This window comes from Pseudomonas sp. TE4620, assembly GCF_056279045.1.
Window position 1 is genome coordinate 3,134,619 of record NZ_JBWBQO010000001.1, and the last position, 26,724, is coordinate 3,161,342.

Consider the following 26,724-nt stretch of genomic DNA (forward strand, 5'->3'; position numbering starts at 1 on the left):
GGCCGACTGAATCAAAGCGCTTATCATAGCCGAAGCGGTCGAGCTGCCGACAGGTCAAATAGCAGCTTCAAGCTACAAGCAACACGCTCCAAGACGAACGCCGTGCGCTTTTTCTTGCAGCTTGCCACTTGAAGCTTGAAGCTACACCACCGCAAAACCCCCGAACAGAGCGAGTTTCAAGCATGTCCAAAGTCAAACTGACTACCAACCACGGTGACATCGTCATCGAGCTGAACGCCGAGAAAGCCCCGATCACCGTGGCCAACTTCATCGAATACGTTAACGCTGGCCACTACAGCAACACCGTATTCCACCGTGTGATCAAGGGTTTCATGATCCAGGGCGGCGGTTTTGAGCCAGGCATGAACGAGAAGCGTGACAAGCGTGCCAGCATCCAGAACGAAGCTGACAACGGCCTGAAGAACGACAAGTACACCATCGCCATGGCTCGCACCATGGAGCCGCATTCGGCCTCGGCGCAGTTCTTCATCAACGCCTCGAACAACGACTTCCTCAACCACAGCGGCAAGAACGTGCAGGGCTGGGGTTACGCGGTATTCGGCAAAGTGACCGAAGGTACCGAGGTTGTCGACGCCATCGAGAAAGTCGCCACCGGTTCCAAGTCCGGTCACCAGGACGTGCCGAAGGACGACGTGATCATCGAGAAAGCCGAGATCATTGAGTGATACTGCTGATCTCTGATCTGCACCTGCAAGAAGAACGCCCGGACATTACCCGGGCGTTTGTTGATCTGCTCGACGGTCGTGCGCGGCACGCCGAGGCGCTGTACATCCTTGGCGATTTTTTCGAGGCATGGATCGGCGACGACGCCATGACGCCCTTCCAGACCTCGATCTGCCAGGCCCTGCGCGCCTTGAGCGACAGCGGCACGCAGGTCTTTGTGATGCACGGCAACCGCGACTTCCTGCTCGGCCAGGCCTTTTGCAAGGCCGCTGGCTGCACCCTGCTGGCCGACCCGAGCGTGGTCGAGATGGGCGGCGAGCCGGTGTTGCTGATGCACGGCGACAGCCTGTGCACCCGCGACCTGGCCTACATGAAGATGCGCCGTTACCTGCGCAACCCGTTGAGCCTGTGGATTCTTCGGCATCTGCCGCTGAGCACCCGGCAGAAGCTTGCACGCAAGCTGCGTAGCGAAAGCCGGGCACAGACGCGGATGAAGGCCAACGACATTGTCGACGTGACCGCCGAGGAAGTGCCGCGGATCATGCAGCAATACGGTGTGCGCACCCTGGTGCATGGCCACACCCATCGGCCGGCGATTCACAAGCTGGTGGTCGGCGATCAACCGGCGCGGCGTATCGTGCTGGGCGATTGGGACCGCCAAGGCTGGGCGCTGGAGGTGGACGAGCAAGGGTTTCAACTGCAGCCTTTTGCTTTTCCCTGAAGACTGATCGCGGGGCAAGCCCGCTCCTACATTCCTGGTAGGAGCGGGCTTGCCCCGCGATTATCAGTGCCCCGCCGACGCCGGCCCGGCCTTGGCTGCAAACGGCGGCTTGGCCAGCCACACCAGCAATATCAAGCCTGCGAAAATCCAGCCCATCAGGGTGAAGTAATCCACCGTCGACATCATGTACGCCTGACTGCTGAGCATCCGCTCCAGCTGCGCATACGACTGCCCGCTCGCCCCGCCCAGCTGGTTCAACGCCTCGCGGGTCGCAGGCTCGTAGTTGCTGATGCTCTCGCTCAGGTAGGCATGGTGCTGGTCTGCCCGGCGAATCCAGATCCAGGTGGTCAGCGACGCGGCAAAACTGCCGCCCAGGGTCCGCAGGAAGGTCGCCAGCCCCGAGCCGTCGGCGATCTGGTGCGGCGGCAGGTCGGAGAGCAGGATGCTCAAGGTCGGCATGAAGAACAGCGCCACGCCGATCCCCATGAACAATTGCACCAGGGCGATGTGCTGGAAGTCGACTTCGTTGGTAAAGCCGGCACGCATGAAGCAACTGGCGCCAATCGCCAGGAACGCCAGCCCCGCCAGCACCCGCAGGTCAAACTTGTGCGCGTACTTGCCGACAAACGGCGACATCAGCACCGGCAACAGGCCGATCGGCGCCACCGCCAGGCCTGCCCAGGTGGCGGTGTAGCCCATCTGCGTCTGCAGCCACTGCGGCAGGATCAGGTTGATGCCGAAGAAGCCGGCATAGCCGCCGACCAACACGATGGTGCCGATGCGAAAGTTGCGGTGCACAAACAGGCGCAAGTTGACCACCGGGTGCTTGTCGGTCAGCTCCCAGATGATGAACACCGCCAGGAACACCACCGAGATCAGGCTGCCGATGACGATGAAATTCGACTCGAACCAATCCAGGTCATTGCCCTTGTCGAGCACGATCTGCAAGGCGCCGACGCCGATGATCAGGCTCAGCAGGCCAATGTAGTCCATCGGCTGGCGGCTGGTGCTGACCGGGCGCGTGCGCATCTGCTGGCGCACCACGGCGGCGGCGAACAGGCCGATCGGCACATTGATGAAGAAGATCCACGGCCAGCTGTAGCTGTCGGTGATCCAGCCGCCGAGAATCGGCCCGGCAATCGGCGCCACCACCGTGACCATGGCCAGTAACGCCAGGGCCATGCCGCGCTTGGCCGGCGGATAGACTGCGATCAGCAGGGTCTGGGTCATCGGATACAGCGGCCCGGCAACGATGCCCTGAAGCACGCGAAAGCCGACCAGCTCGGGCATCGACTGGGCAATGCCGCAAAGGAACGAAGCCAGCACGAACAGCAGCGTGGCCCAGATGAACAGCTTGACCTCACCGAAGCGCCGGCTCAGCCAGCCGGTCAGCGGCAAGGCAATGGCGTTGCTCACCGCAAACGAGGTAATGACCCAGGTGCCCTGCTCCGAACTGACGCCGAGGTTGCCGGAAATAGTCGGCAATGCCACGTTGGCGATGGTGGTGTCGAGCACCTGCATGAAGGTCGCCAGTGACAGGCCGATGGTGGTCAGCAACAGGCTTGGCGGGGTAAAGGAAGCCTGATTGGCGCTCATCGCTGCGCCGTCTTGCTGGAACCGGCACTGTTGTCATGGATCAGCCTGGTGATCAGGCGATCAGCCTCGACCAGTTGACGGTCGTACACCTGGGTGGCGAACGAGGCCTTCTGCGGCGGCTGCTGGGCCAGCACCGGGCCGCTCTGGTCATGCAGATCGACCTCGACCTGGGTCGACAGGCCGATCCGCAGCGGATGCTTGGCCAGTTGCTCGGCATTGATATGAATACGCACCGGCACCCGCTGGACGATCTTGATCCAGTTGCCGGTGGCGTTCTGCGCCGGCAACAGGGCAAAGGCGCTGCCAGTGCCGGCGCCGAGGCTGTCGATGGTGCCGCTGTACTTGACGTCGCTGCCGTACAGGTCGGCAACGATGTCGACCGGCTGGCCGATGCGCATGTTGCGCAGTTGGGTTTCCTTGAAGTTGGCGTCGATCCACAGCTGGTCGAGGGGGATCACCGCCATGGTCGCAGTGCCCGGTTGCAGGCGCTGGCCAAGCTGCACGGTGCGCTTGGCAACGTAGCCGGTGACCGGCGCCACCAGGGTGGTGCGGGCGTTGTTGAGGTAGGCCTGGCGCAGCTCGGCGGCCGCGGCCATCACCTCGGGGTGCGACGACACTACGGTGTCATCGACCAGCGCCGCTGTGGTGTTGAGCTGCTGTTTTGCATCATTCAAGGCGCTTTGCGCCGAAGACAGGTCGTCGCGGGCATGGGACAGCTCTTCTTTGGAGATCGCCCCACCGGCGGCCAGGGTTTGTCGCCGGTTGAAGTTCTCCTGCGCTTTTTTCAGCTCGGCCTGGCGCGAAGCCACCTGGGCCTTCTTGCCATCGACGTTGCTGTACAGGCCACGCACCTGGCGCACCGCACGCGCCAGCTTGGCCTCGGCAGCCTGCAGGCCGACCTCGGCGTCGCTGGGGTCGAATTCGAGCAGCATCTGGCCTTCGTGGACCAGGTCGCCATCGTCCGCGCCGATGCTGACCACAGTGCCGGTGACCAGCGGGGTGATCTCCACTACGTTGCCGTTGACATAGGCATCGTCGGTCTCTTCGCTCCAGCGCCCGTAAAGCTCGTGCCAGGCCCAGACGCCAGCGCCGGCGACGACGATCAGCAACGCCAGGGCCAACAGCCAGGTCTTGCGCTTGCGCTGGTTGTTGAGGTCCTGCGTGGTGTCGTGCGCAGAAGAAGTAGTGGCCATTGCTAATACCTTGGCTGAGTGAATGGGTGAAATGGGCGCTTACTTGGCGCCCAGGCGCATGGCCGTCAGGGTGTCGCCGGCGGCCAGCAGCACCTTGCTCAGGATCGCTTCGAGGGTGGCCAGCTCACTGGGCTCGAGCACACCGACCAGCTCGTTCATCGCCGCAGCGCCGATCTGTGGCAGCAGGTCGGCGAGCTTCTGGCCTTCTTCGCTCAGACCCAGGCGAATCTGCCGACGGTCGTCCGGGCAACGGCGGCGGATGATCAGGTCTTTCTGTTCGAGGCGGTCGAGCATGCGCGTCATCGAACCGCTGTCAACCGACAGGTAGCGGCACAGCTCGGCCGGGGTGTCGACGCCGTATTGGGCGACGATGATCAGCACCTTGAACTGCGCGGCAGTCACGCCGTAAGGCTGCATGTGGCTGTCGATGATGCGGTCCTTGACCAGCGCGGTGCGGCCCAGAAGCATGCCGAGGGTGCAGTTCTGGAAGTTTTCCGGGGTGTAGTGCTGCATGGACACAGATACCTGCTTAGGCAGTAAGTTACATAATGTTACTGCTTAGGCAGCTAACGTCAAGGCATTAATTAGCTAGCTTATTATTTTGTCGATAGAAGGCAATCGCGGGGCAAGTCGGGTCGCCGCACCGCGATCAGGCATTCAAAAGAAGTGATTAATCAGACCGGCACGCCGCTATGAAAACGGAACTCTTCATCCGGGCTGCTGATCAGGTCGGCCTCGACCGCCCTGACCTTCTCCACCACCCGCTCGATATCTGCGCCATCGCCGTACTGATGGGCAAGCTTGAGGTAACCCTGATAATGCCGCGCTTCGCTGTTGAGCAGGCCGTGATAGAACTTGCCCAGCTCTTCATCCAGGTGCGGCACCAGGGCGGCAAAGCGCTCGCAACTGCGCGCCTCGATAAAGGCGCCGACCACCAGGGTGTCGACCAGCTTCACCGGCTCGTGGGTGCGCACCACCCGGCGCAGGCCCGAGGCATAGCGCCCGGCCGACAACGGCCGCAGGGCGATCTTGCGCCGCTTCATCAGGCGCAGTACCTGCTCATGGTGCACCAGCTCTTCGCGGGCCAGGCGCGACATCATGTTGATCAGGTCCAGGTGCGTGTTGTACTTGGCCATCAGGCTCAGGGCGGTGCTGGCGGCCTTGAACTCGCAGTTCTTGTGATCGATCAGCAGGGTTTCCTGGTCGGCGAGCGCCGCCTGGACCCAGGCATCAGGGGTACGGCAACCAAGGAAGGCTTCGATTTCAGGGATAAGGGACATAGGCTCACAAACAGGCAGGGCAAACGGCAAGACCGGCGATTATACCGGCAGCAGCGCCGATCACCAGTGAACTATGCTTGATACATATCAACGCCCGGTGCAGTTGGCGCCGACTATAGTCAGGCATTGGCCGCCATTTATGAAGGGAGTTCACGCTCATGCAAGAAGTACGCAGCATCCTGGTGGTACTGGATCCCGATCACGCTCACAGCCGGGCGCTGACCCGGGCCAAACTGATCGCCGGGGTCACCGGCGCGCGCCTGCACTTGCTGATGTGCGACAAGAAGCACGACCACAGCGCCCTGCTCAGCCTGCTGGCCAGCCAGCTGCATGATGACGGCTACAACAACGTAACCCATGAGCAGGCCTGGCACGACACCTTGCACGAGTCGATCGTCAGTGTGCAGCAGGCCGAAGGCTGCGAGCTGGTGATCAAGGAGCATCGCCCGGATAACCCACTCAAGCGCGCCCTGCTCACCCCCAGCGACTGGAAGCTGCTGCGCCAGTGCCCGTGCGCGGTATTGATGGTCAAGAGCGAGCGCCCGTGGACCGGCGGGGTGATTCTTGCCGCAGTCGACGTCGGCAACCACGACGAGGCCCATCGCCTGCTGCACACCAGCATCATCGACCATGGCTACGCGATCGCAAGCCTGGCCAAGGGCGAGCTGCATGTGATCAGCGCCCATCCGTCGCCGATGCTGTCAGCGGCAGACCCGGTGTATCAGCTCAAAGACACCATCGAGCGCAAGTACCGCGAGGAATGCGCAGCGTTCCAGGCCGAGTTCGATATCAGCAATGAGCGCCTGCATGTTGCCGAAGGGCCGGCGGATGTGCTGATTCCCTATACGGCGAAAAAGTACGAAGCGGCGGTGACGGTGATTGGCACCGTGGCCCGTACCGGGATTTCCGGGGCGCTGATCGGCAACACCGCGGAAGTGGTGCTCGATGCGCTGGAGTGTGATGTGCTGGTGCTCAAGACCGAGGATGTGAAGGTGCAGCTGACGGAACTGGCCAGGGGCTGAGGGCCTCATCGCGGGTCAAGCCCGCTCCTACAGGAGCAGGCTTGACCACCTACCCCAAGGCATCCTTGAGAAAGCCTGGCGCGATATAGCGCTGGTAATGGGCCTCCGACAGCAGGAAGAATTCCCGATCAATGGCATCGCGCAGCTCGGGCAATTCCCAGTCGCGAAACTCCGGCAGCAGCACCATGCCGTAAGCCTCCAGCTCACGGATCACCCGTGCGCCGCGGGCAATCAGTTGATAAGCCCAGCAATATTCAGACTGATGCGCTACGAAGCGGACCTTGCGCAGCTCCAGTTGCTGGCGCAGGCGCGTGGCATCAAAGACTTCAAGTTTGGCCACCATGACCTGCACCAGCAATTGCTCCAGGCGCAGCCACACCGCACGCTTCTCATCTTCGTTGTAGCCGTTCCAGTTGATCACTTCATGGTGAAAACGCTTGCAGCCACGGCACACCAAGTCCCCGTAAACCGTGGAACAGAGGCCGACGCAAGGCGTTTTAATTGACTGATTGGACATGAAAAAACCGACAGCTTGGCGGTGGAACAGGCTGCCATGTTAGCCCTTTGTCTAACGAGGGTCACCCGCTAAAGTCATCCAGCGCGCCTTACCTTTATCGACTTTTTACCGTAGAATCATCCGGCCTTTTTAAGGCAGCAATGTCCGTTAGAAGCTGTTTTCAAAGCGTCACGAGCACAGTTCATCCGGTAGAACGGCGTTGGCCCGGGATATTCGCTTCGCGCATGTCCCGCGCCAGCCCTCATCAGCCTCCGTTCTACAGGCGTAAAACTTTGAAAGCAGCTTCTGTAAGGATTTCCTGCAACCCTGGCTACGCGGCCCAAGAAGCCGTATTGCGCATGGCTGCCGGAATTTCTGGATGAGCGTCCCGGACACCCATTTGGGACCACTGATGAGGGTAATAACTGTGCTTGAAGCCTACCGCAAACACATCGAAGAGCGTGCCGCCCAGGGTATCGTGCCCCAGCCGCTTAACGCCGAACAAACCGCAGGCCTGGTCGAGCTGCTGAAGAATCCCCCTGCTGGCGAAGAAGCAGTCCTCGTCGACCTGATCACCAATCGCGTTCCACCAGGAGTGGACGAAGCCGCCTACGTCAAGGCCGGTTTCCTTTCCGCCATCGCCAAAGGCGAAGCCACCTCGCCGCTGATCGACAAGAAGCGCGCCGTTGAGCTGCTGGGCACCATGCAGGGCGGCTACAACATCGCCACCATGGTCGAGCTGCTGGACAACGCCGAACTGGCCCCTGTGGCCGCCGAACAGCTCAAGCACACCCTGCTGATGTTCGATGCCTTCCACGACGTCGCCGAAAAAGCCAAGGCGGGCAATGCCCACGCCAAGGCCGTGCTGGAATCCTGGGCCGCCGGTGAGTGGTTCACCAGCAAGCCAGCCATCGCTGACAAGTACAGCCTGACCGTGTTCAAGGTCCCTGGCGAAACCAACACCGACGACCTGTCCCCTGCCCCGGACGCCTGGTCGCGCCCTGACATCCCGCTGCACGCCCTGGCCATGCTGAAAATGGCCCGTGACGGCATCGTGCCTGAGCAACAAGGCGCCATCGGCCCGCTCAAGCAGATCGAAGAAGTCAAAGCCAAAGGCTTCCCGGTTGCCTACGTCGGTGACGTGGTCGGTACCGGTTCCTCGCGTAAATCCGCCACCAACTCGGTGCTGTGGTTCTTCGGCGACGACATCCCGTACGTACCGAACAAACGCGCTGGCGGCTTCTGCTTCGGTTCGAAAATCGCCCCGATCTTCTACAACACCATGGAAGACGCCGGCGCCCTGCCGATCGAGTTCGACGTGTCGAACCTGAACATGGGCGACGTCATCGACGTCTACCCGCACGCTGGCAAAGTCTGCAAGCACGGCACCGAAGACGTCATCACCACCTTCGAACTGAAGACCCCGGTGCTGCTCGACGAAGTCCGCGCTGGCGGCCGTATCCCGCTGATCGTCGGCCGTGGCCTGACCGAGAAAGCCCGCGCCGAGCTGGGCCTGGGCCCAACCGACCTGTTCAAGCTGCCTGAAGCACCTGTCGACACCGGCAAGGGCTACACCCTGGCACAGAAGATGGTCGGTAAAGCCTGCGGCCTGCCGGAAGGCAAAGGCGTGCGTCCAGGCACCTACTGCGAACCGAAGATGACCACCGTCGGCTCCCAGGACACCACTGGCCCGATGACCCGTGACGAACTGAAAGACCTGGCGTGCCTGGGCTTCTCCGCCGACCTGGTCATGCAGTCGTTCTGCCACACCGCGGCCTATCCAAAGCCGATCGACGTCACCACCCACCACACCCTGCCGGATTTCATCCGCACCCGTGGTGGCGTGTCCCTGCGTCCAGGCGACGGCATCATCCACAGCTGGCTGAACCGCATGCTGCTGCCGGACACCGTCGGTACCGGTGGTGACTCGCACACCCGCTTCCCGATCGGCATCTCGTTCCCTGCAGGTTCCGGCCTGGTCGCCTTCGCCGCGGCCACCGGCGTCATGCCGCTGGACATGCCGGAGTCGGTACTGGTGCGCTTCAAGGGCAAGCTGCAGCCAGGCATCACCCTGCGTGACCTGGTCCATGCCATCCCTTACTACGGCATCCAGAAAGGCCTGCTGACCGTCGAGAAGAAAGGCAAGATCAACGCCTTCTCCGGCCGCATCCTGGAAATCGAAGGCCTGGACGAGCTGACCGTCGAGCAAGCGTTCGAACTGTCCGACGCCTCGGCCGAACGTTCGGCTGCCGGTTGCACCATCAAGCTGCCAGAAAAAGCCGTTGCCGAGTACCTGAAGTCGAACATCACCCTGCTGCGCTGGATGATCAGCGAAGGCTACGGCGATGCCCGCACCATGGAACGCCGCGCGCAAGCGATGGAAGCCTGGCTGGCCAACCCGCAACTGCTGGCTGCCGACAAGGACGCCGAATACGCCGAGATCATCGAGATCGACCTGGCCGACGTCAAAGAGCCTGTGCTCTGCGCCCCGAACGACCCGGACGACGCCCGTCTGCTGTCCTCGGTACAGGGCGAGAAGATCGACGAAGTGTTCATCGGTTCGTGCATGACCAACATCGGTCACTTCCGCGCTGCCGGCAAGCTGCTGGACAAGGTCAAAGGCTCGATCCCGACCCGTCTGTGGCTGTCGCCGCCCACCAAGATGGACGCTCACCAGCTGACCGAAGAAGGCTACTACGGCATCTACGGCAAGGCTGGCGCGCGCATGGAAATGCCGGGCTGCTCGCTGTGCATGGGTAACCAGGCACGCGTTGCGGCGAACTCGACCGTAGTGTCGACTTCGACCCGTAACTTCCCGAACCGTCTGGGTGATGGCGCCAACGTCTACCTGGCCTCTGCCGAGCTGGCCGCTGTTGCCTCGATCCTGGGCAAGCTGCCAACCGTCGAAGAGTACATGGAGTACGCGAAGAACATCGACAGCATGGCTGCCGACGTTTACCGCTACCTGAGCTTCGACCAGATCGCCGAGTTCCGTGAAGCCGCTGCGAACGCCAAGATCCCGGTTGTTCAAGCCTAAGCTGACTTAGCGTTAAAAAAACCCCGCCAATTGGCGGGGTTTTTTATGGGGCCCTGTAGGAGCGGGCTTGCCCCGCGATGAGGCCCTCAGATCACAAACAAATCCACAAACCGCTGCACTGCCGTCGCTTCAAGCGCCTGCTGGTCCTTGCACAGGGCAAATATCTGCGCCGAACGCTGCCCGGTAAACCGCGTCGCCAGGTTGGCCTTGAACTTCTCTTCCAGTAGCGGAATGCCCTCGGCCCGGCGCCGGCGATGGCCGATCGGGTACTCCACCACCACCTGCTCGGTACTCGAACCATCGTTGAAGAACACCTGCACGGCATTGGCGATCGAACGCTTGTCGGCCTCCAGGTACTCGCGGGTGAATCGCGGCTCTTCGACGATCTCCATCTTCTCGCGCAGACGGTCAATGATCGGGTGCGCAGCATGGAAATCATCTTCGTACTGCTCGGCCACCAGGTTACCGAAAATCAGCGGCACGGCGGTCATGTACTGGATGCAGTGATCACGGTCAGCGGCATTGGCCAGGGTGCCAACCTTGGAGATGATGCGGATCGCCGACTCATGGGTGGTAATGACGATACGCTCGATTTCATGCAGGCGGTTGCGCACCTGCGGGTGCAAGGTCACTGCCGCTTCGCAGGCAGTCTGGGCATGGAATTCGGCCGGGAAGCTGATCTTGAACAGCACGTTTTCCATCACGTAGCTTGCGTACTTCTGACTCAGGCTGAAAGCACGTTTGCCTTCGGGTTTGAGCGCCAGGTCCTTGTTGGTGTGGCTGAACAGCACGTCATAAAAGCCCCACTGCGGCGCCGTCAGTACCCCGGGGATGCCCATCTCGCCACGCAGGGCGATATCGGCCAGGCGCACGCCACGGCTGGAGGCATCGCCCGCCGCCCAGGACTTGCGCGAGCCGGCGTTCGGCGCATGGCGATAAGTACGCAACGCCTGCCCATCGACAAAGGCGTGGGACAACGCCGCCAGCAGCTGTTCGCGATTGGCGCCCATAAGCTTGGCGCACACCGCGGTCGAGGCGACCTTGACCAGCAGCACATGATCGAGGCCAACGCGGTTGAAGGAGTTTTCCAGGGCAATCACACCCTGGATCTCATGAGCCATGACCATCGCCTCAAGCACTACGCGCATGCTCAGCGGCGCTTCGCCATTGGCCACGCGTTTTTGCGAGAGGTGATCGGCGACGGCCAGGATACCGCCGAGGTTGTCCGAGGGGTGGCCCCATTCGGCAGCCAGCCAGGTGTCGTTGTAATCGAGCCAACGGACGATGCAACCGATGTCCCAGGCGGCCTTGACCGGGTCCAGGCGGTAGCGGGTACCTGGCACCCGCGCGCCGAACGGCACCACCGTGCCCTCCACCAGCGGCCCCAGGTGCTTGGTGCATTCCGGGAAGCGCAGGGCCAGCAGGCCGCAGCCCAGGGTGTCCATCAGGCAGTTGCGCGCGGTGTCCAGCGCCTCCTGCGACTCGACCTTGTAGCCGAGGACGTAATCGGCGATGTCCTGCAGCACCCGGTCGTAGTCGGGACGGTTATTCAGATCAACGTTGGCACTCATTTCACATCTCTCTGTTGACGTAGGTAACAGGGAGCCAAGCGCCGCTACTGGTTAGAAGGCATCACCGGGTACCCGTACCCAGCCCTCCATCAGTACGCGAGCGCTACGGCTCATGATTGCTTTGGTGACAGTCCACTCACCGTTCACCTGGCGGGCTTCAGCACCCACGCGCAGGGTGCCCGAGGGGTGACCGAAACGTACGGCCGTGCGCTCGCCACCACCGGCGGCGAGGTTGACCAGGGTGCCAGGCACTGCCGCGGCAGTACCAATGGCAACCGCAGCGGTGCCCATCATGGCGTGGTGCAGCTTGCCCATGGACAGCGCCCGTACCAATAGATCAACGTCGCCGGCGGCCACGGCTTTACCACTGGATGACTGATAAGCCGCCGCTGGCGCGACAAAGGCGACTTTCGGTGTGTGCTGGCGCTTGGCGGCCTCGTCGATATGCTCGATCAGGCCCATGCGCACCGCGCCATAGGCACGGATGGTTTCGAAACGGGCCAGGGCCTGCGAGTCGCTGTTGATCGCATCCTGCAGCTCGGTACCGGTGTAGCCGAGGGCCTCGGCCTGGATGAAGATGGTCGGGATGCCGGCATTGATCAGCGTGGCTTTCAGGGTGCCGACACCGGGCACCACCAGGTCATCGACCAGGTTGCCGGTGGGGAACATCGAGCCGCCCTCGCCGTCTTCGTCGGCGGCCGGGTCCATGAATTCGAGCTGCACTTCGGCGGCCGGGAAGGTCACGCCGTCCAGTTCGAAGTCGCCGGTTTCCTGCACTTCACCGTCAGTGATCGGCACGTGGGCAACGATGGTCTTGCCGATATTGGCCTGCCAGATGCGCACCACGACCACGCCGTTGTGCGGGATGCGGCTGCTGTCGACCAGGCCGGCGCTGATGGCGAACGAACCAACGGCTGCCGAGAGGTTGCCGCAGTTGCCGCTCCAGTCGACGAACGCGGTGTCGATCGAGACCTGGCCGAACAGGTAGTCGACATCATGCCCGGGCTTGATGCTGCGCGAGAGGATCACGGTCTTGCTGGTGCTCGACGTCGCGCCGCCCATGCCGTCGATCTGCTTGCCGTAGGGGTCGGGGCTGCCGATTATCCGCAGCAGCAGCGCGTCGCGGGCCGGGCCCGGGATCTGCGCGCTTTGCGGCAGGTCATCGAGGCGAAAGAATACGCCCTTGCTGGTGCCGCCACGAATGTAGGTGGCGGGGATTTTGATCTGGGGTACGTGAGCCATGGCCGAGTTGTCCTGTGAGTGCTTTGGGGGAGCTATCGCGGGTCAAGCCCGCTCCCACAGTTCAGTGGGAGCGGGCTTGACCCGCGATGAGGCCCTACCTCAAACCGCGACCGCCGATTCGAGGAAGTCCTGGGCAAAGCGCTGCAGCACCCCGCCCGCTTCGTAGATCGAGACTTCTTCGGCGGTATCCAGGCGGCAGGTCACCGGCACTTCGACACGCTCACCGTTGGCCCGGGTGATCACCAGGGTCAGGGTCGCCCGCGGGGTGCGCTCACCGAGCACGTCGAAGGTTTCAGTGCCGTCGATGCCCAGGGTCTTGCGGTTGACGCCCGCCTTGAACTCCAGCGGCAACACGCCCATGCCCACCAGGTTGGTACGGTGGATACGCTCGAAGCCTTCGGCGACGATGGCTTCGACACCGGCCAGGCGCACGCCCTTGGCCGCCCAGTCACGGGACGAGCCCTGGCCGTAGTCGGCACCGGCAACGATGATCAGCGGCTGTTTGCGCTGCATGTAGGTTTCGATCGCCTCCCACATGCGCGTGACCTTGCCTTCCGGCTCGAGGCGCGCCAGCGAACCCTGCTTGACCTTGCCGTTTTCCTGGACCATTTCGTTGAACAGTTTCGGGTTGGCAAAGGTTGCGCGCTGAGCGGTCAGGTGGTCACCACGGTGGGTGGCGTAGGAGTTGAAGTCTTCCTCCGGCAGGCCCATTTTCGCCAGGTATTCACCGGCGGCGCTGTCGAGCATGATGGCGTTGGACGGCGACAGGTGGTCGGTGGTGATGTTGTCCGGCAGCACCGCCAGCGGGCGCATGCCCTTGAGCGTGCGCTCGCCGGCCAGGGCGCCTTCCCAGTACGGCGGGCGGCGGATATAGGTGCTCATCGGGCGCCAGTCGTACAGCGGGGTGACCTTGGGCCCGGTGTCTTCCTGTACGGCGAACATCGGGATGTACACCTGGCGGAACTGCTCGGGCTTGACCGCGGCCTTGACCACCGCGTCGATCTCTTCGTCGCTTGGCCAGATGTCTTTCAGGCGGATTTCCTTGCCGTCGACCACGCCCAGCACGTCCTTCTCGATGTCGAAACGGATGGTGCCGGCAATCGCGTAGGCCACCACCAGCGGCGGCGACGCCAGGAACGCCTGCTTGGCGTATGGGTGAATCCGCCCGTCGAAGTTGCGGTTGCCCGAGAGCACGGCGGTGGCGTACAGGTCGCGGTCGATGATTTCCTGCTGTATCAGCGGATCCAGCGCGCCAGACATACCGTTACAGGTGGTGCAGGCAAAGGCGACGATGCCAAAACCGAGCTGCTCCAGCTCGTCATCCAGGCCCGCCTCTTTCAGGTACAGGGCGACGGTTTTGGAACCCGGTGCCAGCGAAGACTTGACCCACGGCTTGCGCACCAGGCCCAGCTTGTTGGCGTTGCGCGCAAGCAAACCGGCGGCAATCACGTTACGCGGGTTGCTGGTGTTGGTGCAACTGGTGATGGCAGCGATGATCACCGCGCCATCGGGCATTTGCCCCGGTACTTCCTCCCACTGGCCGGCGATGCCCTTGCTCGCCAGGTCGCTGGTGGCGACCCGGGCGTGCGGGTTGGACGGCCCGGCCATGTTGCGCACCACGCTGGACAGGTCAAAACGCAGCACTCGCTCGTACTCGGCGTTGGCCAGGCTGTCGGACCACAGGCCTGCGACCTTGGCGTAGGTTTCTACCAACTTGACCTGCTGGTCTTCACGACCGGTGAGCTTGAGGTAGTCGATGGTCTGCTGGTCGATGGAGAACATCGCCGCGGTGGCGCCGTATTCCGGGGCCATGTTGGAGATGGTCGCGCGGTCGCCCAGGGTCAGGGCGCGAGCGCCTTCGCCGTAGAATTCAAGGTAGGCGCCAACGACCTTTTCCTTGCGCAGGAATTCGGTCAGGGCCAGTACCACGTCGGTGGCGGTGATGCCCGCTTGCGGCTTGCCCGAAAGCTCGACGCCGACGATCTCCGGCAGGCGCATCCACGAGGCACGGCCGAGCATGACGTTTTCGGCCTCAAGGCCGCCGACGCCGATGGCGATCACGCCCAGGGCATCGACGTGCGGGGTGTGGCTGTCGGTGCCGACGCAGGTGTCCGGGTAGGCCACGCCGCGCTCGGCATGGATCACCGGCGACATTTTCTCCAGGTTGATCTGGTGCATGATGCCGTTGCCTGGCTGAATCACGTCGACGTTCTTGAACGCCTTTTTGGTCCAGTTGATGAAGTGGAAACGGTCTTCGTTGCGGCGGTCTTCAATGGCGCGGTTCTTCTCGAACGCCTGCGGGTCGAAACCACCGCATTCCACCGCCAGGGAGTGGTCGACGATCAGTTGCACCGGCACCACCGGGTTGACCTGGGCCGGGTCACCGCCGCCTTCGGCGATGGCGTCGCGCAGGCCGGCGAGGTCGACCAGCGCGGTCTGGCCAAGAATGTCGTGGCACACCACACGGGCCGGGAACCAGGGGAAGTCGAGGTCGCGCTTGCGCTCGATCAGCTGGCCCAGCGAAGCATTGAGGCTGGCCGGGTCGCAGCGGCGCACGAGGTTTTCCGCCAGCACCCGCGAGGTATAGGGAAGACGGTCATAGGCGCCGGGCTTGATCGCATCGACAGCCGCGCGGGCGTCGAAATAATCCAGGCCAGTGCCCGGCAGGTTCTTGCGAAATTCACTATTCATGGCACAGGGACTCAATCACGGTAAGGTCGAAAGCCAGCTACAAGCCCCAAGCCACTAGCGGCAAGCAAAGCAGATGAGTGGTGCGTCAGCATTTACTGCCGGGGCACATCCCTGCTGTTACTTGCAGCTTGGCGCTTCAAGCTTGCAGCTCGGCCTGGTCTCAGCGTTGTTCGATTGGCACGAACTTGCGCTGTTCGACGCCGGTGTACTCGGCGCTCGGGCGGATGATGCGGTTGTTGGCACGCTGTTCGAACACATGCGCCGCCCAGCCGGTCAGGCGCGAGCAGACGAAGATCGGGGTGAACAGCTTGGTCGGGATGCCCATGAAGTGGTACGCCGAGGCATGGTAGAAGTCGGCGTTGGGGAACAGTTTCTTCTGCTCCCACATGGTCTTGTCGATGGCTTCGGACACCGGGTACAGCACGGTATCGCCCATCTCGTCCGCCAGCTTCTTCGACCAGGCCTTGATCACTTCGTTACGCGGGTCGGACTCTTTGTAGATGGCATGGCCAAAGCCCATGATCTTGTCCTTGCGCGCGAGCATCTGCAGCAGCTCGGTGACCGCTTCCTGCGGGCTCTGGAAGCGCTCGATCAGCTCCATCGCCGCTTCGTTGGCGCCGCCATGCAACGGGCCGCGCAGCGAGCCGATGGCGGCGGTGACGCAGGAGTACAGGTCGGACAGGGTCGAGGCACAAACCCGCGCGGTGAAGGTCGAGGCGTTGAATTCGTGCTCGGCGTAAAGAATCAGCGAGACATTCATCACCTTGACGTGCAGCTCGCTCGGCTTCTTGCCGTGCAGCAGGTGCAGGAAGTGGCCGCCGAGGGTGTCTTCGTCGCTGGTGCAGTCGATGCGCACGCCATGGTGGCTGAAGCGGTACCAATAGCACATCACCGCCGGGAACAGCGCCAGCAAGCGGTCGGTCTTGTCGTGCTGCTGCGCAAAGGTCAGCTCCTGCTCCAGGGTGCCGAGCACCGAGCAACCGGTACGCATGACATCCATCGGGTGGGCGTTGGCCGGAATGCGCTCAAGCACTTCCTTGAGGGCCTGCGGCAGGTCGCGCAGGGTTTTCAGCTTTTGCTGGTACTCGGCCAGCTGCGCCTTGCTTGGCAGCTCGCCGTACAGCAGCAGGTAGGCGACTTCTTCAAACAGCGCGTGCTCGGCCAGGTCGCGCACGTCGTAACCACGGTAGGTCAGGCCGGCACCGGCCTGGCCCACGGTCGACAGTGCGGTTTGCCCGGCCACTTGACCACGCAGGCCGGCACCGCTGAGTACTTTTGCTTCGGCCATTGTCTTTCTCCACTTTTGAAATTGTTATGGAATCTTGGCTAATCGCGGGGCAAGCCCGCGCCTACAGGTTCGAGCATTCAGCCCTTTTTCTGGGCGAACAGGGCGTCGAGCTTCTGCTCGAACACGTGGTAGTTGATGGCGTCGTACAGTTCCATGCGAGTCTGCATGGTGTCGATGACGTTTTTCTGCGTGCCGTCGCGGCGCAGCGCGGTGTAGACGTTTTCCGCGGCCTTGTTCATGGCACGGAAGGCCGACAGCGGGTACAGCACCAGCGAGACATCGACCGAGGCCAGCTCTTCGGTGGTGTACAAAGGCGTCGCGCCGAACTCGGTGATGTTGGCGAGGATCGGGGCTTTGACCCGGTCAGCAAAGGTCTTGTACATCGAAAGCTCGGTGATGGCTTCCGGGAAGACCATGTCGGCGCCGGCTTCGATGCAGGCGGCAGCGCGGTCCAGGGCCGCTTCCAGGCCTTCGACGGCCAGGGCGTCGGTACGCGCCATGATCACGAAGCTGTCGTCGGTACGGGCATCAACAGCGGCCTTGATGCGGTCGACCATCTCCTGCTGGGTGACGATCTCCTTGTTCGGGCGGTGGCCGCAGCGCTTGGCGCCGACCTGGTCTTCGATATGAATGGCGGCAGCGCCGAACTTGATCATCGACTTGACCGTACGGGCGACGTTGAACGCCGAGGAGCCAAAACCGGTATCGACGTCGACCAGCAGCGGCAGGTCGCAGACGTCGGTGATGCGCCGTACGTCGGTCAGCACGTCGTCCAGGCCACTGATGCCCAGGTCAGGCAGGCCCAGGGAGCCTGCGGCAACACCGCCACCAGACAGGTAGATGGCCTTGAAACCGGCACGCTGGGCCAGCAGCGCGTGGTTGGCGTTGATCGCACCGACCACCTGCAACGGGTGTTCGGCGGCAACTGCATCGCGAAAGCGCTGGCCGGGACTGCTTTTCTGACTCATGACTCACCTCGTGGGCTGGTAGCGTCCAGATAGTGACGCTCGATGTTGCGTTTGGAGGCGCCGATGTGCCGGCGCATCAAGAGCTCGGCCAGTTCACCGTCACGGTCGGCGATGGCATCGAGAATCCGGTGGTGTTCGGCGAACGCCTGGCGTGGCCGGTTGGGCGTGGCGGAAAACTGGATGCGGTACATGCGCACCAGTTGATACAGCTCGCCGCAGAGCATCTGCACCAGGGTGCGGTTGCCGCTGCCCTGGATGATCCGGTAGTGGAAGTCGAAATCGCCTTCCTGCTGGTAATAGCCCAGGCCGGCCTGGAAGGTGGCGTCGCGCTCGTGGGTGTCGAGCACCCGGCGCAGCTCGTCGATCTCGGCTACGCTCATACGCTCGGCGGCCAGGCGGCAGGCCATGCCTTCGAGGGACTCGCGGATCTCGTACAGCTCGATCAGCTCGGCATGGCTGAGCGACACCACCCGCGCCCCGACATGCGGTACGCGCACCAGCAGGCGCTGGCCTTCCAGGCGGTGGATGGCCTCGCGCAGCGGCCCGCGGCTGATGCCGTAGGTGCGTGCCAGCTCAGGCTCGGAGATCTTGCTGCCGGGGGCGATCTCGCCTTTGACGATGGCCGCCTGGATACGCCGGAAGACGTTTTCCGAGAGGGTTTCGCTGTCGTCTGCCACTGTGCCGGGGGCTTGGGCTGTGTCCAGCATATTGTCGACACCTCATAAATCAATGAGGGCAAAACTAGCTAAATCGGCATGCGGAGTCAAAGACAAAATGAATATTGTCGACAATCGTCTAAGAACGAACTTCAAGGTGTCCGCTGTTGTCTGAGTCCAGCCGCTGGCGCCAGCACACCAGCGTGATAGAATGCCGCGCCTCCCGACGGGGCACGAATAGTGTGTCTGTCATCTGTTTATGCAGGTGCCAGGTAAACGAGGAAGCTTGCGCAGTACTGCCAGTGGCCTTGACCCGAACATCGCACAGCACCGCGCCAGGATTTATGAGACTTACGCCCCTCCCCCTGTTGTTCAGCCTCTGTCTGTTGCCGGCCCTGGGCCAGGCTGCGGAAAAGACCGTGTACGGCCTTAATGAATACGCCCGCCTGGCCGATATCGACCTGGAAGTGGCGGCCAAACTCGACACCGGGGCCAAGACCGCCTCGCTCAGTGCCCGCGACATCAAGCGCTTCAAGCGCAATGGTGAGTCATGGGTGCGCTTCTACCTGGCAATTGACGCTGCCCACTCGCATCCGATAGAACGACCACTGGCCCGCGTCAGCAAGATCAAGCGACGCGCCGGAGATTACGACCCGGACGAAGGCAAGGCCTATACCGCCCGCCCGGTGATTGCCATGAACATCTGCATGGGTACGGCCCTGCGCAGCATCGAAGTGAACCTGACCGACCGCAGCGCGTTCCAGTATCCGCTGCTGATCGGCTCCGAGGCCCTCAAGCACTTCGACGCGCTGGTCGATCCAAGCCTTAAATACGCTGCCGGCAAACCCGCCTGCGCCACTGACGCTCACACCGCAGAGTAATCCTGATGCGCTCTCTTACCCTCCATCTGAAAGTCCTGATTACCGTCCTGGTGCTACTGGGCATCCTGGTCACGGCCTATCAGATCTTCTTTCTCGGCATTCCGGTGACCGAGGACGAAACCGATGACCTGTGGAACATCGACGCCAAGGTCGAGTTCGTCGCCAGCCCCAAGGACCCGGTCAAGGTCCAGATGTTCGTGCCGCCGCTGAGCCGCGACTATGTGAGCCTCAACGAGAGTTTCATCTCCAACAACTACGGCGTCAGCGTCAACCGCGTCGACGGCAACCGCAAGGTGACCTGGTCGGCCCGTCGCGCCAGCGGCAACCAGACCCTCTACTACCGTCTGGTGCTGACCAAGCGCTACAGCACCGAAAAAGCCAAGATCAAAGGCCCGACCTTCCGCGACAGCCTGGCGGTAGAAGGCCCCGAGAAGATCGCCGCCGAAGCCCTGATGGCGCCTATTCGCCAGCACTCGGCCGACGTCGAAACCTTCGTTGGCGAGACCATCAAGCGGGTCAACAACCTCAACGACGACAACGTCAAGCTGCTGCTGGCCGGCGATACCTCGTCGCTGAACAAGGCCAAGGTCATCGACCTGCTGCTGTCGATTGCCCACGTGCCGGTGGAGAAGGTCCACACCATCCGCCTGGTCGCCGACCAGCCGCAAACCCCTGAACTGTGGCTGCGCAGCTTCAACGGCAGCGACTGGCTGTACTTCAACCCGGACACCGGCGAGCAAGGCCTGCCGGCCGACCGCCTGCTGTGGTGGACCGGTGACGACAACCTGATCACCGTCGATGGCGGCAAGAAAGCCAACGTCAGCTTCAGCCTCAACAACAGCGAAATGAACGCCATTCGCCTGGCCAAGCTGACCGACGAGAACACCGACGCCGACTTCCTCGAGTACTCGCTGTACGGCCTGCCGCTGCAGACCCAGCAGACCTTCATGATCATGGTGATGATCCCGATCGGCGTGCTGGTGATCCTGGTGCTGCGCAACCTGATCGGCATCCAGACCCTGGGTACCTTCACCCCGGTGCTGATCGCCCTGGCCTTCCGCGAAACCCAGCTGGGCTTCGGCATCATCCTGTTCACGGTGATTACCGCGCTCGGGCTGTCGCTACGCTCCTACCTTGAACACCTTAAGTTGCAGATGCTGCCGCGCCTGTCGGTGGTGCTGACCTTCGTCGTGGTATTGATCGCCGCCATCAGCCTGTTCAGCCACAAGCTGGGCCTGGAACGCGGCCTGTCGGTCGCGCTGTTCCCGATGGTGATCCTGACCATGACCATCGAGCGCCTGTCGATCACCTGGGAAGAACGCGGCGGCGGCCATGCCATGAAAGTGGCGATCGGCACCCTGTTCGCTGCCTCCCTGGCGCATCTGCTGATGAGCGTGCCGGAGCTGGTGTACTTCGTCTTCACCTTCCCGGCGGTACTGCTGATTCTGGTGGGCTTCATGCTGGCGATGGGTCGCTACCGCGGCTACCGCCTGACGGAGCTGGTGCGTTTCAAGGCTTTCGTGAAGGCTGACGCCTGATGTTCGGTCTCTGGAAAACCTGGAAAGCCCTGGAGGCCCGGGGCATCATGGGTATCAACCGGCGCAATGCGGACTACGTCCTCAAGTACAACAAGCGCCATTTGTACCCGATCGTCGACGACAAGATCATCACCAAGGAGCGTGCGATCCAGGCCGGCATCCATGTGCCGGAAATGTACGGGATCATCTCCACCGAGAAAGAGATCGACAAGCTCGGCGAGATCATCGGCGGGCGCAGCGACTTCGTCGTCAAGCCTGCCCAGGGTGCCGGCGGCGACGGCATCCTGGTGGTTGCCGATCGCTTCGAAGACCGTTACCGCACGGTCTCGGGCAAGATCATCAGCCACGAGGAAATCGAGCACCAGATTTCCAGCATCCTCACCGGCCTGTACTCCCTGGGCGGTCACCGCGACCGCGCCTTGATCGAGTACCGCGTTACCCCCGACCAGATCTTCAAGAGCATCAGCTACGAAGGCGTGCCGGACATCCGCATCATCGTGCTGATGGGCTACCCGGTGATGGCCATGCTGCGTTTGCCCACCCGCCAGTCCGGCGGCAAGGCCAACCTGCACCAGGGCGCCATCGGCGTCGGCGTCGACCTGGCCACCGGCGTGACCCTGCGCGGTACCTGGCTGAACAACATCATCAGCAAGCACCCGGACACCACCAACGCGGTGGACGGTGTGCAACTGCCGAACTGGGACGGCTTCATGAAGCTTGCCGCCGGCTGTTACGAGCTGTGCGGCCTGGGCTACATCGGTGTCGACATGGTGCTGGACCAGGACAAGGGCCCGTTGATCCTCGAACTCAACGCCCGCCCCGGCCTGAACATCCAGATCGCCAACGACTGCGGCCTGACCCTGCGTACCCACGCGGTGGAAGCGCACCTGGAGCAACTGGCCAAAGACGGCCGCCAGGAAAGCCCCGAAGAACGCGTACGCTTCGCCCAGGAGCTGTTCGGCCACGTGCCGAGCTGAGTCCACATCCTGTGCGCGCCAGCCTGCCCGGCTGGCGCGCCCTGGAGCCTCTATGTCGTAGTCAGCGCTAGGAGCATTTCCTACAGAGGACTACAATCGCCTCCCCGCATTCATAGCTGTTACTTGCATGCCGACCTGTACGCTCCACCCCCTGCCCTACCAGGCCGACCCTGCGGCCTACTTCGCGCGTATTCGCCAGGCGCCCGGCGCCGTGTTGCTCGACAGCGCCCGGCCTAGCGCCGAACGCGGCCGCTTTGACCTGCTCAGCGCCTGGCCGCTGCAAACCCTCGCGCCCGCGATGGATGAACGTGGTAGCGCCTACCTGCAACGGCTGCGTGAAAGCCTGGCGCAACTGGGCCAGGCGCAGGTACCGGATGGCATCGAGTTGCCGTTTGCCGGCGGCCTGATCGGTTACCTGAGCTACGACTTTGGCCGGCGCCTGGAGCAACTGCCAAGCATCGCTGTCGATGACCTGGGCCTGGCCGATGCCAGCCTTGGCCTGTATGCCTGGGCACTGATCAGCGATCACCAGCAAAAGTGCAGCCAGCTGCTGTTTCACCCAAGCCTGGCAGCGGCCGAACGCCAGCGCCTGATTGAACTGTTCGAGGCGCCACCTGCTATCGATGCCGCCAGCTTCGCCCTGCAAGCACCGATGCGCGGCGATATCAGCGCACACAGCTACCGCCAGGCCTTCGACCGCGTGCAGCAGTACATCCATGCCGGCGACTGCTACCAGATCAACCTCACCCAACGCTTTCGCGCGCCCTGCCAGGGCGACCCCTGGCACGCCTACCAGGCCCTGCGCCAGGCCTGCCCGACGCCGTATTCGGGGTTCCAGTTGCTGGCCGACGGCAGCGTGCTGCTGAGCTTCTCGCCGGAGCGTTTCATCCAGGTCAGCAATGGCCAGGTCGAAACCCGGCCGATCAAGGGCACCCGCCCGCGCAGCAGCGATGCCGACGAAGATGCGCGCAACGCCGCCGAACTGCTGGGCAGCAGCAAGGATCGCGCAGAAAACCTGATGATCGTCGACCTGCTGCGCAACGACCTGGGGCGCACCTGCGAGATCGGTTCGGTGAAGGTCCCGGAGCTGTTCAGCCTGGAGAGCTACCCCAACGTCCATCACCTGGTCAGCAGCGTCACCGGGCGCCTGGCGGCCGGCAAGGATGCCCTGGACCTGATCGCTGACAGCTTCCCCGGCGGCTCGATCACCGGCGCACCGAAAATCCGCGCCATGCAGATCATCGACGAGCTGGAACCCAGCCGTCGGGCGCTGTACTGCGGGTCGTTGCTGTATGTGGATGTGCGCGGCGAGATGGACAGCTCGATCGCCATCCGCAGCCTGCTGGTCAAGGACGGTCAGGTGTGCTGCTGGGGGGGTGGCGCAGTGGTGGCGGATTCGGACTGGCAGGCGGAGTACGAAGAGTCGATCACCAAGGTCAAGGTGTTGCTCGAGACCTTGCAAGGCCTCTGAAAAGCATCGCGGGGCAAGTCGAGGCGTCGCCCCGCGATGAGGCCCTACAGGCTCAACGAGCGGTTCGAAGCCTTGATGAACTCTTTCTTCAGCGCCGCAAAATCATGCACCGCCGGGAACTGCGGAAACTCGCGGATCACGTTCTCCGGCGCATGGAACAGAATCCCTGCATCTGCCTCGCCGAGCATGGTGGTGTCATTGTACGAATCCCCCGCGGCAACCACCCGGTAGTACAGGCTCTTGAAGGCCAGCACCGACTGGCGCTTGGGGTCTTTCTGGCGCAGCTGGTAGCCGGTCACCCGGTCGTTTTCGTCGGTGATCAATCGATGGCAGAGCAGCGTCGGGAAGCCCAGCTGGCGCATCAGAGGCTGGGAGAACTCGTAGAAAGTGTCGGAAAGAATCACCACCTGGAAACGCTCACGCAGCCAGTCGACGAACTCGATGGCGCCGTCCAGTGGCTTGAGCGTGGCGATCACCGCCTGGATATCGGAAAGCTTCAGGCCGTGCTCATCGAGGATGCGCAGGCGCTGTTTCATCAGCACGTCGTAATCGGGAATGTCACGGGTGGTGGCCCGCAGCGATTCGATTCCGGTTTTTTCCGCGAAGGCGATCCAGATTTCCGGGACCAATACGCCTTCCAGGTCGAGACAGGCAATTTCCACAGCACACTCCTCGAACAACGCCAAAAATGGGAAGCCGCACTCTACATGCGCGGCGTCTACCCGGGCAATTTTTGTTAAGATCAGGGCATTACGAGCGCCAAGCGCCATTCAATGACCGGAAGCCGCCTGATGAGCCAACCCTTCGACGTCGCCGCCCTGGCCGCGACCTACGCCAACAAGTCGCCGCAAGACATCCTCAAGCTGGCCTTCGAGCACTTCGGCGATGACCTGTGGATTTCCTTCAGCGGCGCCGAGGACGTGGTGCTGGTGGACATGGCCTGGAAGCTCAACAAGAACCTCAAGGTGTTCAGCCTGGATACCGGCCGCCTGCACCCGGAAACCTACCGTTTCATCGACCAGGTGCGCGAACAGTACCAGCTGCCGATCGAGATCCTCTCCCCCGATCACAGCAAGCTCGAGCCCTTCGTCAAGGAAAAAGGCCTGTTCAGCTTCTACAAGGACGGCCATGGCGAGTGCTGCGGCATCCGCAAGATCGAGCCGCTGCGGCGCAAGCTGAGCACTGTCAGCGCCTGGGCCACCGGCCAGCGCCGCGACCAGAGCCCGGGCACCCGCAGCCAGGTGGCGGCGCTGGAAATCGACAGCGCCTTCTCGAGCCCCGAGCACACCCTGTACAAGTTCAACCCGCTGGCACAGATGAGCAGCGAGGAAGTCTGGGGTTACATCCGCATGCTCGAGCTGCCGTACAACAGCCTGCACGAGCGCGGCTTCATCAGTATCGGCTGCGAGCCCTGCACCCGCCCGGTGCTGCCGAACCAGCACGAGCGCGAAGGCCGCTGGTGGTGGGAAGAGTCGACCCAGAAGGAATGCGGGCTGCACGCCGGCAACCTGATCACCAAGGGTTGACTTCCTCGCGCTGGCAATAGCGCTCCAGGTGCTGCTCAAGGTCGATAATCGCCTGGCGCAGCATCTGCACCAGCTGGCTGATGCGGTGGGCCGGCGCCTGTGTACTGCAGGCCTGTTCCAGCTGTACACAAACTGCCAACACCTCATGAGCACGGATCATCCGCGCCCCGCCCTTGAGCCGATGCACCAGGTCGGCCAACGCCACCCGATCCTTACCATCGTGCAACCGGTCCAGACCGCGCAGGTCCTGGCGATTGCTGCTGACCAGATCGCCGAGCAGGGCCCGGACCTTGTCCTGATCACCGGCGGCCAGCACCAGCAGGCTGGAGATGTCCATGCCCGGTAGCACCGGCGCTGCCTGGGCCACCACCGGCACCGCGATACGGCCCGTCAGGCCCTCCAGCGCCTGCTGCAGATCGTCGATGCTCAAGGGCTTGAACAGGCAGGCATTCATTCCCGCCGCCAGGCAGCGGGCACGTTCCGACGCCTGGGCATTGGCGGTCACCGCCAGCACCCGGCAAGCCTCGCGGCCGGCGCGCCGCTCATGCTCGCGGATCGCCCTGGCCAGCCGATAGCCATCGAAGATCGGCATGTTGCAGTCGGCGATGACCACATCGAACGACTCGCGCAGCCAGCAGCGCAAGCCCTCGCCGCCGTGTTCGCAGACCCGCACGCGATGGCCCAGGTAACCGAGCTGGTGCATGAGCAGGATGCGATTGGCCGGGTAGTCATCCACCACCAGCACCTTCAGCGGCTTGCTCAGGCCTGCGCTCTCCCGGCGCCGGCCCGGAGCGTCGCTGGACGCCGCCGGTGGCAGGCAGGCCAGGTTCAACTGCACCTCGACACGGGTACCGACACCGATACTGCTGTCCAGCTGCATACGCCCGCCCATCAGCTCGCACAGCATCCGGCAGATGCTCAGCCCCAGCCCGGCACCATTGCGCCCGGCCTGGCGGTTGTTGCTGGCCTGGCAATAGGGCGTACCCAGGCGTGACAAATCGGCCATGGGAATGCCGACGCCGGTATCTTCCACCACCAGGCTCACCTCCACGCGGCGCAGCCGGCGCTGGGTGTGCAGGCGCACACGCACCGAGCCTTCACGGGTGAACTTGATGGCATTGCTGATCAGGTTGGAGAGAACCTGCTTGAAGCGCAGGGCGTCGAGCAGCACGTCGCTGTCCAGGGCGCCGGTAACCTCCAGGTGCAGGCGCAGGCCCTTGCCCAGGGCCTGCTGTTCAAACATGCGCACCACCCCTTCGACCTGCTGGCGCAGCTGGGTGCGGCGCGGTTCAAGGAGCAAATGGCCGGATTCGATGCGGGTGACATCCAGCACATCGCCGAGCAGTTCAAGCAGGCCACGCGCCGAGCTTGAGGCCACCTCGATAGCCAGCCGGTCGAGCACACCCTGATCGGCCTTTTCCTGGGCCAGTTCGAGCATGCCCAACAGGGCGTTCATCGGCGTGCGGATCTCGTGGCTCATGGTCGCCAGAAACGTCGTCTTGGCCTGGTTAGCCGCCTCTGCCTGTTCCTTGGCCGCTTGCAGTTCAGCATACATCTCGGTCAGGGCACGCTCGGCCCGTTCGCACTTGCGGATTGACTGGCGCAGGTAGTGAATCCACACCAGCGCCAGCGCCAGCAAGCTGCCGACCACGGCACAAGCCTGGGCAATCAGGCGCCCGTTTTCGTGCCAGAAACTGTCGACAATCGCCAGCGTGGGGTGTTGCGCCACCACCGCATGCGCTTGCGCCTCAAAGGCGTGCAGGCCGCGGATGGCATCCGGCCAGATGCCTGGCGCTACCTCTTCGGCCCCGGCCACTGTGGCCAGGCACTGCAGTACCAGCAACACCAGCGCCTGCAGCAAGCGAGCATGCACACAATTGGGCAAC

Annotated in this window: 22 protein-coding genes; 9 read left to right on the plus strand and 13 right to left on the minus strand. The window is 62.9% G+C overall.

The window, feature by feature from the left end; genetic code table 11:
* Positions 1 to 182: 182 nt before the first annotated feature.
* Positions 183 to 686, plus strand: coding sequence for a peptidylprolyl isomerase (locus tag ACZ9A3_RS14475; RefSeq protein ID WP_045194699.1), 504 nt, complete (start codon positions 183 to 185; stop codon positions 684 to 686).
* Entirely contained in the window at positions 683 to 1,405 is a 723-nt protein-coding gene (gene lpxH, locus ACZ9A3_RS14480) for a UDP-2,3-diacylglucosamine diphosphatase (protein WP_045194702.1), read from the plus strand. The genes ACZ9A3_RS14475 and lpxH overlap by 4 nt, the downstream gene beginning before the upstream one ends.
* 63 nt (positions 1,406 to 1,468) lie before the next feature.
* On the opposite strand, the gene ACZ9A3_RS14485 is transcribed toward lpxH, so the two are convergent.
* The 4 genes from ACZ9A3_RS14485 to ACZ9A3_RS14500 form a co-directional block, all read right to left on the minus strand.
* Positions 1,469 to 3,001, minus strand: coding sequence for a DHA2 family efflux MFS transporter permease subunit (locus ACZ9A3_RS14485; RefSeq protein ID WP_045194704.1), 1,533 nt, complete (start codon positions 2,999 to 3,001; stop codon positions 1,469 to 1,471).
* Positions 2,998 to 4,194, minus strand: coding sequence for an HlyD/EmrA/EmrK family protein (locus ACZ9A3_RS14490; RefSeq protein ID WP_093381006.1), 1,197 nt, complete (start codon positions 4,192 to 4,194; stop codon positions 2,998 to 3,000). Before ACZ9A3_RS14490 ends, ACZ9A3_RS14485 begins: the two co-directional genes overlap by 4 nt.
* 39 nt (positions 4,195 to 4,233) lie before the next feature.
* Positions 4,234 to 4,707 carry a MarR family winged helix-turn-helix transcriptional regulator gene (locus ACZ9A3_RS14495; protein ID WP_093381004.1) on the minus strand — a complete coding sequence of 158 codons (474 nt, stop codon included), beginning with the start codon at positions 4,705 to 4,707 and terminating at the stop codon, positions 4,234 to 4,236.
* Positions 4,708 to 4,868: 161 nt separating this feature from the next.
* Entirely contained in the window at positions 4,869 to 5,474 is a 606-nt protein-coding gene (locus tag ACZ9A3_RS14500; RefSeq protein ID WP_213603782.1) for a MiaE family protein, read from the minus strand.
* A gap of 158 nt (positions 5,475 to 5,632) precedes the next feature.
* On the opposite strand from ACZ9A3_RS14500, the gene ACZ9A3_RS14505 reads away from it, so the two are divergent.
* Complete coding sequence (locus ACZ9A3_RS14505) at positions 5,633 to 6,496, plus strand: universal stress protein (protein WP_258594196.1); 864 nt, start codon at positions 5,633 to 5,635, stop codon at positions 6,494 to 6,496.
* 49 nt (positions 6,497 to 6,545) lie between these two features.
* On the opposite strand, the gene ACZ9A3_RS14510 is transcribed toward ACZ9A3_RS14505, so the two are convergent.
* Positions 6,546 to 7,013: a DUF1289 domain-containing protein gene (locus ACZ9A3_RS14510; RefSeq protein ID WP_093381002.1), complete on the minus strand. Its 468-nt coding sequence runs from the start codon at positions 7,011 to 7,013 to the stop codon at positions 6,546 to 6,548.
* Positions 7,014 to 7,419: 406 nt separating this feature from the next.
* Between ACZ9A3_RS14510 and acnB the strand changes: the two genes are divergently transcribed.
* A complete protein-coding gene (gene acnB, locus ACZ9A3_RS14515; RefSeq protein WP_045194717.1) occupies positions 7,420 to 10,029 on the plus strand; it encodes a bifunctional aconitate hydratase 2/2-methylisocitrate dehydratase in 2,610 nt (869 codons plus the stop codon).
* 86 nt (positions 10,030 to 10,115) lie between these two features.
* On the opposite strand, the gene prpD is transcribed toward acnB, so the two are convergent.
* The 6 genes from prpD to ACZ9A3_RS14545 form a co-directional block, all read right to left on the minus strand.
* Positions 10,116 to 11,600 (minus strand): 2-methylcitrate dehydratase, encoded by a 1,485-nt coding sequence (gene prpD / locus ACZ9A3_RS14520; protein ID WP_045194719.1) that lies wholly within the window; start codon positions 11,598 to 11,600, stop codon positions 10,116 to 10,118.
* 51 nt (positions 11,601 to 11,651) lie between these two features.
* Positions 11,652 to 12,842 (minus strand): 2-methylaconitate cis-trans isomerase PrpF, encoded by a 1,191-nt coding sequence (gene prpF, locus ACZ9A3_RS14525; protein ID WP_258594198.1) that lies wholly within the window; start codon positions 12,840 to 12,842, stop codon positions 11,652 to 11,654.
* A gap of 99 nt (positions 12,843 to 12,941) precedes the next feature.
* Entirely contained in the window at positions 12,942 to 15,533 is a 2,592-nt protein-coding gene (gene acnD, locus ACZ9A3_RS14530; RefSeq protein WP_258594199.1) for a Fe/S-dependent 2-methylisocitrate dehydratase AcnD, read from the minus strand.
* Between the two features lie 160 nt (positions 15,534 to 15,693).
* Positions 15,694 to 16,821, minus strand: coding sequence for a bifunctional 2-methylcitrate synthase/citrate synthase (prpC, locus tag ACZ9A3_RS14535; protein ID WP_258594201.1), 1,128 nt, complete (start codon positions 16,819 to 16,821; stop codon positions 15,694 to 15,696).
* A gap of 77 nt (positions 16,822 to 16,898) precedes the next feature.
* Positions 16,899 to 17,789 carry a methylisocitrate lyase gene (gene prpB, locus ACZ9A3_RS14540; RefSeq protein ID WP_045194726.1) on the minus strand — a complete coding sequence of 297 codons (891 nt, stop codon included), beginning with the start codon at positions 17,787 to 17,789 and terminating at the stop codon, positions 16,899 to 16,901.
* Positions 17,786 to 18,496, minus strand: coding sequence for a GntR family transcriptional regulator (locus ACZ9A3_RS14545; protein ID WP_045194728.1), 711 nt, complete (start codon positions 18,494 to 18,496; stop codon positions 17,786 to 17,788). Before ACZ9A3_RS14545 ends, prpB begins: the two co-directional genes overlap by 4 nt.
* Before the next feature lie 293 nt (positions 18,497 to 18,789).
* Here ACZ9A3_RS14545 and rloA point away from each other — a divergent pair, with 293 nt between their 5' ends.
* The 4 genes from rloA (at position 18,790) to pabB (ending at position 23,312) form a co-directional block, all read left to right on the plus strand.
* The gene (rloA, locus tag ACZ9A3_RS14550) at positions 18,790 to 19,326 is read left to right on the plus strand and encodes a retropepsin-like aspartic peptidase RloA (protein WP_026001282.1); all 537 of its coding nucleotides are present in this window, start codon (positions 18,790 to 18,792) and stop codon (positions 19,324 to 19,326) included.
* A 5-nt stretch (positions 19,327 to 19,331) separates the two neighbouring features.
* Complete coding sequence (gene rloB, locus ACZ9A3_RS14555) at positions 19,332 to 20,864, plus strand: osmotic stress tolerance membrane protein RloB (RefSeq protein WP_045194736.1); 1,533 nt, start codon at positions 19,332 to 19,334, stop codon at positions 20,862 to 20,864.
* Positions 20,864 to 21,841 (plus strand): alpha-L-glutamate ligase-like protein, encoded by a 978-nt coding sequence (locus ACZ9A3_RS14560; RefSeq protein WP_045194737.1) that lies wholly within the window; start codon positions 20,864 to 20,866, stop codon positions 21,839 to 21,841. Before rloB ends, ACZ9A3_RS14560 begins: the two co-directional genes overlap by 1 nt.
* Positions 21,842 to 21,968: 127 nt before the next feature.
* A complete protein-coding gene (gene pabB, locus ACZ9A3_RS14565; RefSeq protein WP_093380994.1) occupies positions 21,969 to 23,312 on the plus strand; it encodes an aminodeoxychorismate synthase component I in 1,344 nt (447 codons plus the stop codon).
* Between the two features lie 44 nt (positions 23,313 to 23,356).
* Here the strand turns inward: pabB and thrH are convergent, their stop codons facing one another.
* Positions 23,357 to 23,974 carry a bifunctional phosphoserine phosphatase/homoserine phosphotransferase ThrH gene (gene thrH, locus ACZ9A3_RS14570; RefSeq protein ID WP_213603770.1) on the minus strand — a complete coding sequence of 206 codons (618 nt, stop codon included), beginning with the start codon at positions 23,972 to 23,974 and terminating at the stop codon, positions 23,357 to 23,359.
* A gap of 129 nt (positions 23,975 to 24,103) precedes the next feature.
* On the opposite strand from thrH, the gene ACZ9A3_RS14575 reads away from it, so the two are divergent.
* On the plus strand, positions 24,104 to 24,838 hold the full coding sequence (locus ACZ9A3_RS14575; RefSeq protein WP_093387442.1) for a phosphoadenylyl-sulfate reductase: 735 nt from the start codon (positions 24,104 to 24,106) through the stop codon (positions 24,836 to 24,838).
* On the opposite strand, the gene ACZ9A3_RS14580 is transcribed toward ACZ9A3_RS14575, so the two are convergent.
* On the minus strand, positions 24,825 to 26,711 hold the full coding sequence (locus ACZ9A3_RS14580; RefSeq protein WP_176794242.1) for an ATP-binding protein: 1,887 nt from the start codon (positions 26,709 to 26,711) through the stop codon (positions 24,825 to 24,827). The two genes, ACZ9A3_RS14575 and ACZ9A3_RS14580, sit on opposite strands and share 14 nt — an antisense overlap.
* Between the last annotated feature and the right edge of the window lie 13 nt (positions 26,712 to 26,724).

Coding starts and splice junctions, on each gene's coding strand:
- prpC (WP_258594201.1), bottom strand. CDS start 16,821: ATGGCCGAAGCAAAAGTACTCAGCGGTGCCGGCCTGCGTGGTCAAGTG.
- ACZ9A3_RS14495 (WP_093381004.1), bottom strand. CDS start 4,707: ATGCAGCACTACACCCCGGAAAACTTCCAGAACTGCACCCTCGGCATG.
- pabB (WP_093380994.1), top strand. CDS start 21,969: ATGCCGACCTGTACGCTCCACCCCCTGCCCTACCAGGCCGACCCTGCG.
- prpB (WP_045194726.1), bottom strand. CDS start 17,789: ATGAGTCAGAAAAGCAGTCCCGGCCAGCGCTTTCGCGATGCAGTTGCC.
- ACZ9A3_RS14490 (WP_093381006.1), bottom strand. CDS start 4,194: ATGGCCACTACTTCTTCTGCGCACGACACCACGCAGGACCTCAACAAC.
- ACZ9A3_RS14475 (WP_045194699.1), top strand. CDS start 183: ATGTCCAAAGTCAAACTGACTACCAACCACGGTGACATCGTCATCGAG.
- ACZ9A3_RS14505 (WP_258594196.1), top strand. CDS start 5,633: ATGCAAGAAGTACGCAGCATCCTGGTGGTACTGGATCCCGATCACGCT.
- ACZ9A3_RS14560 (WP_045194737.1), top strand. CDS start 20,864: ATGTTCGGTCTCTGGAAAACCTGGAAAGCCCTGGAGGCCCGGGGCATC.
- acnD (WP_258594199.1), bottom strand. CDS start 15,533: ATGAATAGTGAATTTCGCAAGAACCTGCCGGGCACTGGCCTGGATTAT.
- ACZ9A3_RS14545 (WP_045194728.1), bottom strand. CDS start 18,496: ATGCTGGACACAGCCCAAGCCCCCGGCACAGTGGCAGACGACAGCGAA.
- prpF (WP_258594198.1), bottom strand. CDS start 12,842: ATGGCTCACGTACCCCAGATCAAAATCCCCGCCACCTACATTCGTGGC.
- ACZ9A3_RS14500 (WP_213603782.1), bottom strand. CDS start 5,474: ATGTCCCTTATCCCTGAAATCGAAGCCTTCCTTGGTTGCCGTACCCCT.
- prpD (WP_045194719.1), bottom strand. CDS start 11,600: ATGAGTGCCAACGTTGATCTGAATAACCGTCCCGACTACGACCGGGTG.
- ACZ9A3_RS14575 (WP_093387442.1), top strand. CDS start 24,104: ATGAGCCAACCCTTCGACGTCGCCGCCCTGGCCGCGACCTACGCCAAC.
- ACZ9A3_RS14485 (WP_045194704.1), bottom strand. CDS start 3,001: ATGAGCGCCAATCAGGCTTCCTTTACCCCGCCAAGCCTGTTGCTGACC.
- rloA (WP_026001282.1), top strand. CDS start 18,790: ATGAGACTTACGCCCCTCCCCCTGTTGTTCAGCCTCTGTCTGTTGCCG.
- ACZ9A3_RS14510 (WP_093381002.1), bottom strand. CDS start 7,013: ATGTCCAATCAGTCAATTAAAACGCCTTGCGTCGGCCTCTGTTCCACG.
- rloB (WP_045194736.1), top strand. CDS start 19,332: ATGCGCTCTCTTACCCTCCATCTGAAAGTCCTGATTACCGTCCTGGTG.